Here is a 12968-nt window from a genome sequence, read left to right on the forward strand (position 1 = left end):
GTTTGCCGCTCATTTGCGACTTCCTTATGTTAACATCTTCATTTTTCAATGTCAACTAAGTTTTTTAATTTCTTTTTTTCGCTTTCTGCTCTTTCGCATCAGCGACGGTTATTAATTTACCATAGATTTAATCCCATAGTCAACACCTTTTAATAAAAAATTCTTTTTCTTACATAACGGGTGCATTCTTCTGCATTTGCTACTCTTCGAAACAAACAAAAAATAATTTTATATCGTTCTTCCATTGTCTTTTTTACAACATCATGTATTCGCTCATCTGCAAAATCAAATAAAAGTTCATCTAACTCTCTCTTCAATACATATTCTATTTCTTTCTGTTCTTCTTTTGTAATCATAATCCCAAGCAAACTATCACCTCAACAATTACTCATATTTCTATATAACTGCAAATTGATAAACCGACATAAGCCATTTCCTTTTAGACAGGAGAGGGCATCCGATTATAAACAGAAGCGGTCAGATCCTTTTTCTGCCTCACGCTGAGTAAAAACAAAGAGAAAAAACAAATGGGATTTCTTTTTATTTTCATGGCAGCGACTTATATATTTAAAAATCCGAATTGAGTGTATGTATACGAAGTAACGTGATATATTCATCAACTCTAAGGACGAATGCATCACCACTAAAATTAAAAACCACACTATATCGTCCATTATATCCATTTCCTACGATATTAATCGTTCAGTTCTCTTTTCAACTTTTTGAGCATATAAGTAACTGAAAAGGATTGGACAAAGGGGCGGAGTATTATGTTTTTCTTTTTTATAACAAGTAAACGTAAATTTAAGCACATTAGTTTAATTATTGTACTATCCTTATTTACAGCATGGCTTCTCTTTTTAAAGACATATTCTCATCAATCTGCTTTTTCAACTGCAACTGGTCCAAAAGTCATTTACAAAGGCGATACCGCAAAAAAACAAGTTGCGTTAACATTCGATATTAGTTGGGGAGATAAAAAGGCGCTTCCAATTCTGGACACTTTAAAAGAAAGAGAAATTAAAAATGCGACTTTCTTCCTCTCTGCAGCATGGGCAGAGAGACACCCTGACATTGTGGAACGGATTATACAGGATGGCCACGAAATTGGCAGTATGGGATATAACTATACCTCCTATACTTCTTTGGAAGCGAACGAAATGCGCAGGGATCTTTTACGTTCGCAAGATGTATTTACAAAGCTTGGCATAAAACAAGTCAAGCTATTGCGCCCTCCTAGCGGGGAATTTAATAAAACTGTCCTTAAAGTAGCAGAATCTCTTGGATATACTGTTGTACACTGGAGTAATAATTCAAACGACTGGAAAAATCCTGGTGTAAATAAAATTGTATCAACCGTTGCTAACAATTTACGAGGGGGAGACATTGTTTTATTACACGCTTCCGATTCGGCACTTCAAACAAATAAATCTTTACCGCTGCTCCTGCAGAAATTAAAAAGTGATGGCTATGAGCAAGTATCGGTATCACAACTTATTTCTAACACTAATGCAAAAAGTAATGATATAAAGTGAAACTTTAATCAATGGGGAATTCTTCATTCCCCACCTATCTTCCGCATTTCTCTCTGAACCTTGGGGTGAGATATTACCTCAAACCAATAGCGGGTAAACATCAATCCATACTAAAAAGGGTACAACACCTCATACAAAAGGCGTTGTACCCTTTTTCACTCTCATATCCTTAACTAGCTGACTTACTCCTCCTTTGTTTCCCTATTAAACGATGTAATATAAGTAACTGATATGCATTACATAAAAGAAGCGGGATAACCATTAAATATAACCAATCGGTATCATTAATTCGGAGCGCTGGTACCCATTCAAGAATTGTTACGACGACCATAAAGAACAAAGCAGGTATAAATGCTTTCTTATTCGTCTCTTTACTCTTTATATAGGCTACAATTACTCCAAATAAAAATAATATTCCAGCCACAAGAATATTATTTCCAAACGAAACTTCTCCATTTGCAACGAGTACCGATCTTAAATAAACAAAATCAAACAGTACAAATGCAATGAAAAAGAGCTGAACTGCGTTCCAAAGAGAAGATGACCGAAACATTCCTAGTCCAAAACGATGAACTGTTAAATACGCAAAAAAGCCCATTTGACTAATTACACTAAAAATAAATCCAACTCCAAGTAACCAAAAAGAAATCATTAAAATCTCTTTTCCGTCAAAATTTTGAAAAAATTTAGCGTACTTGTCCCATCCTAGAATAAAACCAATAAGGATTGTACTCATTCCCCCAAGCAGCAACGTCGTTAAAAATAGTCGTACCCATTTTCGGCTATTCACAACCCATCCCCCATTATTGATATATTTCTACTTAAATTGTATCAATGACAATTTCAAAAAGCTAGCCATGAACATGTATAAATTCCTCTAAGATATTTATATTAAAAAAGAGAACTGTGTTGAAAGGAGCTCCAACTAATGAAACGGATGCTGCTCATTTTAGTTTCTTCACTTCTTTTCATTATCCTTACCGCATGTGCGCAAGGAAAAGAAGCGAAATCTGAATTAGATTACGATCAAACAAAAAAAATGATTGTTGATATTTTAAAAACGGATCAAGGGAAAAAAGCAATCCAAGATGTATTAACAGATGAGAAAGTGAAACAAGCACTTATATTAGATGAAGCCGTAGTCAAAAAAACGATTGAAGATGCAATGGTATCTGAAAAGGGGCAGCAGCTTTGGGAAAAACTATTTAAGGACCCTGAGTTTTCAACGAAATTTGCTAAAGGTATCGAAAAAGAACAAACAGCCTTAATGAAGACCCTATTAAAAGATCCTGAATACCAAGCAGGCGTTATAGAAATTATGAAAAATCCCGAAGTGGAAAAAATGATGCTACAAACAATGAAAAGCAAAGAGTATCGTCAATATTTGCAACAAGTATTAACAGAGACTGCCGAAAGCCCACTCTTCCAAACTAAGATGATTGATATCATTAGTAAAGGTATTGAAAAAGCTGAAAAAGGTGGCGGAGAAGGCGGATCACAAGACGAAAAACAAGAACAAAAATAAAACCAACCTCTACACATACGAATTTCCCCACCTCTACATATATAAGGCGGGGAAATTTTCTACTCGTAGAAGTTTATTTTTGTTTAACTGATGTTCTATCAATAACTTGCTCAGCTATCGTCCGGTAGATGACACCTGTTTTATGTGTATCCTCGTATACTGATGGTGCAAAATCCTCTTTATTCCAATCTGGTTGCTGAAGCGGAATTCGCCCTAATACATCTGTTTGTAATTCTGCAGCTAATTTATCTCCTCCGCCTTTGCCAAACACATACTCTTTCTCACCGGTTACTTTACTTTCGAAGTAAGCCATATTTTCAACAACCCCAAGAATACTATGTTCAGTACGAAGTGCCATAGCACCTGCACGAGCTGCTACAAATGCCGCTGTTGGATGAGGCGTTGTTACAATAATTTCCTTACAAGATGGCAGCATTGAATGCACATCTAGGGCCACATCCCCTGTACCTGGTGGTAAGTCTAATACTAAATAGTCTAAATCGCCCCATTCCACCTCTGTGAAAAAGTGATTTAACATTTTACCAAGCATTGGTCCTCTCCAAATAACAGGAGCATTGTCTTCTACAAAGAAGCCCATCGAAATTACTTTTACCCCTAAACGCTCTACAGGAATAATTCTATCGCCCCTTACAATTGGACGTTTTTCGATTCCCATCATATCCGGCACACTAAAGCCATATATATCAGCGTCAATAATACCAACTTTCTTTCCTAAACGAGCTAATGAAATTGCGAGGTTTACAGAAACCGTTGATTTACCAACCCCACCTTTTCCACTTGCAACTGCTAAAAAGGTTGTTTTAGAATGTGGTGATAGTAACGATTCGCTTCCTTGTCCTTGTTCTTCCTGAGGTGGCGTAAATTGAGCTAGCTCGCCCTCTGTAAATTCAGCAAAACGCAAACCAACCGTTGCCGCTCCAAGTTCTTTCACAAGCTTCACAATAGCTGACTGCAATTGCATTTGTTCAGCAGTCCCTGTTTTTACAATTGCAATTTTAACACTGACATGCTCTTTCTCAGGCTTTACAGTTATCTCTTTAATTGCATTTGTTTCTTTCAATGTTTTATGTAGAAATGGATCAGTAATCCCTTCAAGTGCTTTCACTACTTGCTCTTTCGTTACCATAATTAGCCCAGCCCCCTGTATGAAAAGTAAAGTAATGTTAAATGAATTGGGTTTGTATATTTACATTCCAAAAATAAATGCGTTTTCATTTCCAGTATAACATATTTTCCGAAAACTTCGTTAACGAGAGGAATTCAAAAAAACCCCCCTTATTCAGGAGGATTCCCTTTTTCCGTAAAATAGCGTAGTATTCCACGGTATATCGCAGCTGCCACCTTTTGCTGGTATTTCTCTGAATTCAACATATATCGTTCATTTACATTGGATAAAAAACCAGCTTCAATTAAAGCTCCAGGTGTTTTTGCATACTTAAGTAAATAAACATGAGAAATCGTTTTAGCCGAGCGGTTTGTATTTTCTAAACTCGTTCGTAATTCCGCCTGTATAAACTTCGCTGCTCGTTCATTTTCAATTAAAGAGCGATAGTAAAATGTTTGTGCCCCTTTAGATCCACTACTCGTCAGGGCATTTAAATGAATGCTCGCAAAAAAGTCTACATCGGGCTTATTAATAATTTCTACACGTTTTTTTAAATCTTCTGCTTTACGTCTACTATATGATTTCGTGCTTTTGTCAGCTAAATCATAATCTCCCTCTCTCGTCAAAATAACTAAAGCTCCTTGCTCCTGCAAATAGTCTTGTACCATTTTTGTAATTTCAAGCGTAATATTTTTTTCCACTATGTCCTGACCACCAACCGCTCCTCCATCTGGTCCGCCATGCCCAGCGTCTAATACAATTACTTTCCCAGATAAGGGTAAGTTCCAAGCTCGCCACGACTTTGTAATTTGAAATTCTTGTTTTACCAAGAAAAACAGTACAACTGCAGCAAGCATAAAAGAGATAATTCGAATTCTCTTCATACCTTTCCTCCTCCAGCTAGTCCCTCTAATTACTTATATGGGACAAGAGGAAAGTTTATGCTTTTCTTAATGCAGCTTTAAACGATATCTTCTTTCACCCTTTTCATATCCCTCACGCCACCATGAACTAATAAATTGCGCACAGGATTCATAAAGCAATTCCTCATCGTTTGCTTCTATCTCCCGCATAGTCGTGCTTGTTAAAAATTGAAACAACATCTCCGTTAATTGCTGTTCCTCTTCTAACGCTCTATATTTCACATCAAAAAAAGATTCACCGTAATAGCCAAATTTGCTATATCTTGCTCCTAATAAGTACGATTCAATTCCCAGTTCAATACAATAGTCCTCATACTGCCTGTGCAATTCCTTCATATCGAAAGCATCACGAATATTGGACCTTAACGTTTTTAATGATAATTCGCGAAGCATCTTCCGCTCATATTTCAACTGCTTTTCTTTTTGTTTTTCTTGTAAGGTAATAATGACATTCATAGTACTTCTAAACCTCCCTAATACGTATTAGTCTAAACTTCTAAAGATGAAGCATACGTAAGAAGGCAGCACTAAAATATTCCAAGATATAATAAAAAACTGATATAAGACCTTCCTTTTTAGGTAGAAGAGAGCATCCAGCTATGCATAGAAGCGGTCAGTTCCTTTTTTTGCCCCATGCCAAGTTAAAACAAATAGATCATACGAGTACAGGTTACCTTTTATTCTTCATAGCAATAATTTATTCCGCAAACTCCCGACGAATGATAAAAGTTTTACTTTATATAGTTCCATTAAACATAATAAAAAACCCCAGCCACATGGCTGGGGTTTGAAGTTCGCAAAAATTAACGTTTTGAGAACTGAGGTGCACGACGTGCGCCTTTAAGACCGTATTTTTTACGCTCTTTCATACGTGCGTCACGAGTTAATAGACCTGCACGTTTTAATGTTAGACGGTATTCTGGGTCAGCTTTTAATAAAGCGCGAGAGATACCGTGACGAATAGCACCAGCTTGACCAGTGTATCCACCACCATTTACGTTTACAAGTACATCGTAGTTACCTAAAGTTTCTGTTGCAACTAGAGGTTGTTTCACTACTTCACGTAATGCAGCAAATGGGATATAGTTTTCAAAATCACGACCGTTAATGATAACGCGTCCTTCGCCTGGAACTAGGCGTACGCGCGCTACTGAACTCTTACGACGTCCAGTACCATAGTATTGAACCTGTGCCAAAGTAAGCCCTCCTTTAATTAATTATCCGCGAAGTTCGTAAACTTCTGGTTTTTGTGCTTGGTGTGGATGCTCTGCTCCAGCATACACATTTAATTTTTTAGACACTTGACGTCCTAAACGTCCTTTTGGAAGCATGCCTTTAATTGCAAGCTCTAACATTTGTACAGGGTAGTTTGTACGCATTTCTAGAGCTGTTCTTTGTTTAAGACCACCTGGGTGGTTAGTGTGACGGTAGTAAATTTTATCGTTTAATTTATTACCTGTTAAATGAATTTTCTCAGCGTTAATAATAATTACATGATCACCCGTGTCAACGTGTGGTGTAAATGTTGGTTTGTTTTTACCACGTAAAATGGATGCTACTTCACTAGCAAGGCGACCTAAAGTTTGACCTTCAGCGTCAACCACATACCATTTACGCTCAACTTCGTTAGCTTTTGCCATAAAAGTCGTACGCATGTGTTTCCCTCCTCGTTATCTTTTCCATAGAAAAAATCTATTGTTTATCTTAAACACGATTTCCTTCCGGGGCTAATCGTGGTTTTAGAAACAATACCATATGTTATGATATCCTTTTGAGTTTCTAATGTCAAGCAAATGTTACACCAGGATTAGTTGTTATAGTTTACCTGCCATAAATAAAGCCCATGACCTGGCACCATCTTCCCAGCAAAACGACGATCTTGTTTTTTTAAAATCTCTGGAATGCTGTTAGGATCAAGCTTTCCTTGTCCTACGCTAAGTAACGTACCGACAATAATTCGCACCATATTATATAAAAATCCATTGCCTACAAAACGAAAAATTAATTCATCATCTTGTTCAATTAAATCTATTTCATAAATTGTTCGCACTTTATCTTTTTTGTCAGTTTTTGCCGAACAAAATGAAGTAAAATCATGCGTCCCAATAAAATAAGGAATTGCCTTCCGAATAGATTCTATCTCTAGTGGATATGGATACTGATATACATAATTTCTACGGAATACATCAGCTGTTTTAGATAATAATACTCGGTAACGATACTCTTTTCTTTCCACACCATATCGTGCGTGAAAATCTTCTGTTTTTTTCTCTACTTGCAGGACTACAATATCATCTGGCAACATTGTATTTAAAGCATTCATCCATTGCCATTCTTCAAGGGACAATAATGTATCAAAATGAATCACTTGTCCTCTTGCATGAACAGTAGAATCTGTCCGTCCCGATGCTTGGACACGAACATTCTCTCCTTTATGCAATTTTTGCAGTGCTTTCTCTATTTCTTGTTGCACAGTACGATGCTGCGGTTGAATTTGATAACCACAAAAATTGATGCCATCATATGCAACTGTACATTTTATTCTTTCCATTTCTCTATTCTCCATTACGATCGCACCCATGCTAAAACACACGCTAGACAAAGTAAACTCACTATTGTTAACGTATCACTTGTTTTCCAGCGTAGTTGCCTGAATTTAGTACGTCCTTCACCGCTTTGATACCCACGTGCTTCCATTGCAATTGCTAAATCCTCAGCACGCTTAAAAGCACTAATAAAAAGCGGTACAAGCAAAGAAATAACCGCCTTTAATCGATCTTTTATCGGCCCGCCAGCAAAATCAATACCACGGGATGCTTGTGCTTTCATAATTTTGCTCGTCTCATCCATTAATGTAGGGATAAAACGAAGGGAAATAGACATCATTAATGCGATTTCATGTACAGGAACCTTTATACGCTTTAAAGGCTTTAATAACGTCTCCATACCATCAGTAATTTCAATTGGTGTTGTTGTTAACGTTAATAATGTCGTCATTAAAATAATGACAAAGAAGCGTATAGAAATATATATCCCTTGCTCTAATCCTTTTTCATGTATTGAAAACCAACCAAGCTGAAATAGTATATCCCCTTCTTTATTTGTAAAAATATGCAGAAAAAATGTAAAAAGAAAAATCCATAAGATTGGTTTTAAGCCCGAAAGTACATAACGAATCGGCACTTTTGCAAAAAATAAAGCAATGAGTGCATATAAAAATAAAAATCCATATGAAATCGCATTATTTGCTAAAAAGACCACAAATACATATAAAAAGACAATCAACAGCTTCGTACGTGGATCAAGTTGATGAATGAGCGACCTACCTGGAATATATCTCCCAATAATCAACTGCTGCATGATTTATGACCACCTTTTCGTAACACCTGTACAACTTCATGAGTAAGATCCTCTAAAGATAAGGTAGCCTTTGGAATGGAAATACCAAACTTCTCTTCAATTGCACGTTTATACTTTAAAGACATTGGAAGATCGACACCGATTTGTTCTAATTCATCTGCATGTAAAAATACTTCCTCTGCTGTTCCTTGCAAAAAGACCGTTCCTTTATGCATAACCACAATTTGATCTGCATACTTGGCGGCATCCTCCATATTATGGGTAACTAAGATTACTGTCAATCCCTGTTCCTTATGAAGCTTATAAAACATCTCCATAAGCTCTTGCTGTCCCTTAGGATCAAGCCCTGCTGTCGGTTCATCTAATACGAGAACCTCAGGTTCCATTGCAAGTACGCCTGCTATTGCAACACGTCTCATCTGTCCGCCACTTAACTCAAATGGAGAACGCGCTAATAGCTCTGGATCCAATCCCACAAGCTCTATTGCATCCCTTGCCTTTTGTCTTGCCTCTTCTTCCGATACCCCGAAATTTGAGGGTCCAAAGCAAATATCTTTCTCAACGGTTTCTTCAAATAACTGATGCTCTGGAAACTGAAAGACAACCCCTACTTTTTTTCGCAGTGGCTTTAATTTCTTTTCTTTCTTTTGGGAGGAAATCAAATGTTCCCCGATTTGAACCGTACCATTTGTCGGCTGCAATAAACCATTTAAATGTTGAATCATCGTTGATTTGCCCGAACCAGTATGGCCGATAATGGCATAATATCCCCCACTTGGAAACGACACGTTTACATCATAAAGCGCGCGTCTTTCAAATGGAGTTTTATATTGATAACGATGCTCTACTGTTTGGAATGTAATCTCCAAAGTTCGTTCACCAAGCTTTCCATTGTAAGATGCGTATTTTGAAGTGGGATTTCATTTCTTTTTAATAATTCTGCTATTTTCACTGAAAATGGTACATCTAATCCGATTTCCATCAACATATGAGAGGACTTAAAAATTTGCTCAGGTGTACCCGCCTCTAATATTTCTCCTTGATTCAAAATAATAACGCGGTCTGATTGCGCAGCTTCTTCCAAGTCGTGCGTAATCGATAACACAGTAATGCCTTTTGTATCCACAAGCTTCCGAACTGTTTCAATTACTTCACTTCGTCCCTGTGGATCTAACATCGATGTTGCTTCATCCAATATTAAAATAGACGGTTGCAAAGCTAACACACCTGCAATCGCAACACGTTGCTTTTGTCCACCAGATAATGAATGAGGTTCCTCATTAAGAAACTCTTCCATTCGGACCATCTTAAGCGCTTGATTCAGCCGTTCTACCATCTGTTCCCGAGGCATCCCGATATTCTCAAGACCAAATACAACGTCATCTTGCACTGTTGTCCCAACAAATTGATTATCCGGATTTTGAAATACCATACCAATTTGTTTTCGAATATCCCATACCGTTTCCTCAGATAACACCATTGTATCATTTACAACGATTGTTCCTGATTCCGGTAGAAATAAACCACTTAATAACTTTGCAAGCGTAGACTTTCCTGAACCGTTTTGCCCAATTACAGAAACCCATTCTCCCTCATACAAAGAGAATGAAACATCTTTTAATGCATAAGAAGTTGCCCCGGGATATTGAAATGATATATTTTGTGTGCGAAGTCTCTCTTTTTTCAATGCAAGGCACCCTCTCTCGTTACTTTACCAAGTTAGCCCATTTTCTATATTTAAAAAAAAAGGGCCATGACCAGTTACTTGAAAAGAACTGTCCTGCCCTTTTAATTATCATTATACTAACTCGATAATTACCATTGGTGCTGCGTCTCCGCGACGTGGACCAATTTTTGCAATACGAGTGTATCCGCCTTGACGCTCAGCATAGCGTGGAGCTACATCAGCGAATAATTTTTGAAGTGCATCTTGACCAGTCTCAGCATTAGCAACTTCATTGCGGATGAAAGATGCAGCTTGACGGCGAGCATGAAGATCTCCGCGTTTACCTAAAGTGATCATTTTTTCCACTACAGAACGAAGTTCTTTTGCACGAGTTTCTGTCGTTTGGATGCGCTCGTTGATAATTAAATCAGTAGCTAAGTCACGTAACATAGCTTTACGTTGCGCACTTGTACGGCCTAATTTTCTGTATGCCATTCGTAGTTCCCTCCTTTGTTGATGAGATTAAATCCTCAGTCGTCTTTACGTAAGCCTAAACCTAATTCCTCAAGCTTATGCTTAACTTCTTCTAAAGATTTACGTCCTAAGTTACGAACTTTCATCATATCTTCTTCTGTTTTGTTCGCAAGCTCTTGTACAGTATTAATTCCTGCACGTTTTAAGCAATTATAAGAACGAACAGAAAGATCAAGTTCTTCAATAGTCATTTCTAGAACTTTTTCTTTTTGATCTTCTTCCTTCTCGACCATAATCTCAGCATTTTGTGCTTCGTCAGTTAAACCAACGAAGATGTTTAAATGCTCAGTTAAGATTTTGGCACCTAAAGAGATAGCTTCTTTTGGCCCGATGCTTCCATCCGTCCATACATCAAGCGTAAGCTTATCATAATTTGCCACTTGTCCGACACGTGTCTTTTCCACTTGGTAAGTCACACGTGATACTGGAGTATAAATAGAATCAATAGGAATAACTCCTATTGGTTGATCTTCGCTTTTATTTGCATCAGCTGGCGTATACCCACGGCCACGCTTTGCAGTTAAACGCACGCGGAAATGCGCATCTTTTGCTAACGTCGCAATGTATAAATCCGGATTTAAGATTTCAACATCACTATCGTGAGTAATATCAGCAGCTGTGACAATACCTTCGCCCTGTACATCGATTTCCAACGTCTTCTCTTCTTCAGAGTAGATTTTAAGAGCTAACTTTTTCAAGTTTAAGATGATCGTTGTTACGTCTTCTACTACGCCCTCAACTGTTGAAAATTCGTGTAATACGCCATCGATTTGGATAGCAGTTACAGCGGCACCAGGGAGTGAGGATAAAAGAATACGACGTAGGGAGTTACCCAAAGTAGTACCATATCCACGCTCAAGCGGTTCAATCACGAATTTGCCATACTTAGCATCTTCGTTAAGTTCAACCGTTTCGATTTTCGGTTTTTCGATTTCAATCATTAACTAAACCCTCCTTCAAAACGTCGAAACCCCGGCTAAACAAAGGAAAAACCTCTGTCTAACCGAAAGTCCCCCTTAGGCAGTTCCCGATTGTGCACAACAAGCGATGTTTCTGTACGAAATTTCTCGATAATGCATCATATCCATTATAGACAAAAGGGAAAATTCTATACAGAAAAATTAAACACGACGACGTTTTGGCGGACGACATCCATTATGAGGAACTGGAGTAACATCTCTGATTGCTGTTACTTCTAGACCTGCAGCTTGAAGAGCACGAATTGCAGCTTCACGACCAGCACCAGGACCTTTTACAGTAACCTCTAAAGTTTTTAAACCGTGTTCCATTGCAACTTTAGCAGCAGTTTCAGCAGCCATTTGCGCAGCGAATGGAGTAGATTTACGAGATCCACGGAAACCAAGTGCACCAGCACTAGACCAAGAAAGCGCGTTACCGTGAGTATCTGTAAGTGTTACGATTGTGTTGTTGAAAGTAGAACGAATATGAGCTACACCAGCTTCAATATTCTTTTTCACACGTTTTTTACGAGTGTTTGTTTTACGTGCCATTGTTAGTTCAACCTCCTTTACTTATTATTTCTTTTTATTTGCTACTGTACGACGTGGACCTTTACGTGTACGAGCATTGTTTTTAGAGTTTTGACCACGAACTGGTAAGCCACGACGGTGACGAAGACCACGGTAAGAACCGATCTCCATTAGACGTTTAATGTTAAGAGATACTTCACGACGAAGGTCTCCCTCAACTTTAATACGATCGATGATATCACGGATACGTCCTAATTCGTCTTCCGTTAAATCACGAACTCGTGTTTCTTCAGAAACACCAGCTTCAGCAAGAATTTTTTCAGCAGTTGTGCGACCAATGCCGAATACGTAAGTTAAAGAAATAACAACGCGCTTGTCACGAGGAATATCTACACCTGCGATACGTGCCATTCCGAATGCACCTCCTTCTGATTAACCTTGTTTTTGTTTATGTTTAGGGTTTTCACAAATAACCATTACTTTTCCACGTCTACGAATAACTTTACATTTTTCGCAGATTGGTTTAACTGACGGTCTTACTTTCATGTCTCGAACCTCCTTAAAGATTACGGAGTGCTATATTATTTAAAACGGTACGTAATACGACCACGATTTAAATCGTACGGAGATAATTCTACCGTAACTTTGTCTCCTGGTAAAATACGAATGAAGTTCATACGGATTTTACCAGAAACGTGAGCCAATACGACATGCCCATTCTCTAATTCTACTTTGAACATAGCATTTGGCAACGTTTCAAGAACGGTACCTTCGACTTCAATTACATCATCTTTAGCCATTCAATAGTT

General features: G+C 37.8%; 19 protein-coding genes. 2 read left to right on the forward strand and 17 right to left on the reverse strand.

What is annotated here, in order from left to right; translation table 11 throughout:
* Nucleotides 1-149: 149 nt before the first annotated feature.
* Nucleotides 150-368 carry a hypothetical protein gene (locus tag LOK41_RS20635; RefSeq protein ID WP_241818096.1) on the reverse strand — a complete coding sequence of 73 codons (219 nt, stop codon included), beginning with the start codon at nt 366-368 and terminating at the stop codon, nt 150-152.
* 402 nt (nt 369-770) lie between these two features.
* Between LOK41_RS20635 and pdaB the strand changes: the two genes are divergently transcribed.
* Nucleotides 771-1535, forward strand: a complete 765-nt coding sequence (gene pdaB, locus LOK41_RS20640) for a polysaccharide deacetylase family sporulation protein PdaB (RefSeq protein WP_241818097.1) — start codon at nt 771-773, stop codon at nt 1533-1535.
* A gap of 169 nt (nt 1536-1704) precedes the next feature.
* On the opposite strand, the gene LOK41_RS20645 is transcribed toward pdaB, so the two are convergent.
* Nucleotides 1705-2325 carry a KinB-signaling pathway activation protein gene (locus LOK41_RS20645; RefSeq protein WP_241818098.1) on the reverse strand — a complete coding sequence of 207 codons (621 nt, stop codon included), beginning with the start codon at nt 2323-2325 and terminating at the stop codon, nt 1705-1707.
* 138 nt (nt 2326-2463) lie between these two features.
* Here LOK41_RS20645 and gerD point away from each other — a divergent pair, with 138 nt between their 5' ends.
* The gene (gene gerD, locus LOK41_RS20650; RefSeq protein WP_241818099.1) at nt 2464-3060 is read left to right on the forward strand and encodes a spore germination lipoprotein GerD; all 597 of its coding nucleotides are present in this window, start codon (nt 2464-2466) and stop codon (nt 3058-3060) included.
* A 73-nt stretch (nt 3061-3133) separates the two neighbouring features.
* Here gerD and LOK41_RS20655 read toward each other — a convergent pair whose 3' ends face one another.
* From LOK41_RS20655 to infA, 15 genes are all read right to left on the reverse strand, one after another.
* The gene (locus tag LOK41_RS20655; protein ID WP_241818100.1) at nt 3134-4207 is read right to left on the reverse strand and encodes an Mrp/NBP35 family ATP-binding protein; all 1074 of its coding nucleotides are present in this window, start codon (nt 4205-4207) and stop codon (nt 3134-3136) included.
* A gap of 149 nt (nt 4208-4356) precedes the next feature.
* Nucleotides 4357-5070 (reverse strand): N-acetylmuramoyl-L-alanine amidase CwlD, encoded by a 714-nt coding sequence (gene cwlD / locus LOK41_RS20660; protein ID WP_174102836.1) that lies wholly within the window; start codon nt 5068-5070, stop codon nt 4357-4359.
* Nucleotides 5071-5136: 66 nt separating this feature from the next.
* Nucleotides 5137-5565 (reverse strand): DUF2521 family protein, encoded by a 429-nt coding sequence (locus tag LOK41_RS20665; protein WP_241818101.1) that lies wholly within the window; start codon nt 5563-5565, stop codon nt 5137-5139.
* 347 nt (nt 5566-5912) lie between these two features.
* The gene (gene rpsI / locus LOK41_RS20670; RefSeq protein ID WP_000079986.1) at nt 5913-6305 is read right to left on the reverse strand and encodes a 30S ribosomal protein S9; all 393 of its coding nucleotides are present in this window, start codon (nt 6303-6305) and stop codon (nt 5913-5915) included.
* A 21-nt stretch (nt 6306-6326) separates the two neighbouring features.
* The gene (gene rplM, locus LOK41_RS20675; protein ID WP_001260793.1) at nt 6327-6764 is read right to left on the reverse strand and encodes a 50S ribosomal protein L13; all 438 of its coding nucleotides are present in this window, start codon (nt 6762-6764) and stop codon (nt 6327-6329) included.
* Between the two features lie 152 nt (nt 6765-6916).
* Entirely contained in the window at nt 6917-7660 is a 744-nt protein-coding gene (truA, locus tag LOK41_RS20680; protein WP_347269347.1) for a tRNA pseudouridine(38-40) synthase TruA, read from the reverse strand.
* Nucleotides 7661-7674: 14 nt separating this feature from the next.
* On the reverse strand, nt 7675-8469 hold the full coding sequence (locus tag LOK41_RS20685) for an energy-coupling factor transporter transmembrane component T family protein (protein WP_241818103.1): 795 nt from the start codon (nt 8467-8469) through the stop codon (nt 7675-7677).
* Nucleotides 8457-9338 carry an energy-coupling factor ABC transporter ATP-binding protein gene (locus LOK41_RS20690; protein ID WP_174102832.1) on the reverse strand — a complete coding sequence of 294 codons (882 nt, stop codon included), beginning with the start codon at nt 9336-9338 and terminating at the stop codon, nt 8457-8459. The genes LOK41_RS20685 and LOK41_RS20690 overlap by 13 nt, the downstream gene beginning before the upstream one ends.
* Nucleotides 9314-10156, reverse strand: a complete 843-nt coding sequence (locus LOK41_RS20695) for an energy-coupling factor ABC transporter ATP-binding protein (RefSeq protein WP_241818104.1) — start codon at nt 10154-10156, stop codon at nt 9314-9316. Before LOK41_RS20695 ends, LOK41_RS20690 begins: the two co-directional genes overlap by 25 nt.
* 111 nt (nt 10157-10267) lie before the next feature.
* Entirely contained in the window at nt 10268-10630 is a 363-nt protein-coding gene (rplQ, locus tag LOK41_RS20700) for a 50S ribosomal protein L17 (protein ID WP_000331491.1), read from the reverse strand.
* 35 nt (nt 10631-10665) lie between these two features.
* The gene (locus LOK41_RS20705; RefSeq protein WP_000569645.1) at nt 10666-11610 is read right to left on the reverse strand and encodes a DNA-directed RNA polymerase subunit alpha; all 945 of its coding nucleotides are present in this window, start codon (nt 11608-11610) and stop codon (nt 10666-10668) included.
* Between the two features lie 180 nt (nt 11611-11790).
* Nucleotides 11791-12180, reverse strand: a complete 390-nt coding sequence (gene rpsK / locus LOK41_RS20710; RefSeq protein ID WP_000101801.1) for a 30S ribosomal protein S11 — start codon at nt 12178-12180, stop codon at nt 11791-11793.
* A gap of 24 nt (nt 12181-12204) precedes the next feature.
* Nucleotides 12205-12570 (reverse strand): 30S ribosomal protein S13, encoded by a 366-nt coding sequence (gene rpsM / locus LOK41_RS20715; protein WP_000090789.1) that lies wholly within the window; start codon nt 12568-12570, stop codon nt 12205-12207.
* Nucleotides 12571-12591: 21 nt separating this feature from the next.
* A complete protein-coding gene (gene rpmJ / locus LOK41_RS20720) occupies nt 12592-12705 on the reverse strand; it encodes a 50S ribosomal protein L36 (RefSeq protein ID WP_000868344.1) in 114 nt (37 codons plus the stop codon).
* A 35-nt stretch (nt 12706-12740) separates the two neighbouring features.
* The gene (gene infA, locus LOK41_RS20725; protein ID WP_001029884.1) at nt 12741-12959 is read right to left on the reverse strand and encodes a translation initiation factor IF-1; all 219 of its coding nucleotides are present in this window, start codon (nt 12957-12959) and stop codon (nt 12741-12743) included.
* Between the last annotated feature and the right edge of the window lie 9 nt (nt 12960-12968).

Source organism: Bacillus sp. TL12 (assembly GCF_022625245.1).
Lineage (GTDB): Bacteria > Bacillota > Bacilli > Bacillales > Bacillaceae_G > Bacillus_A.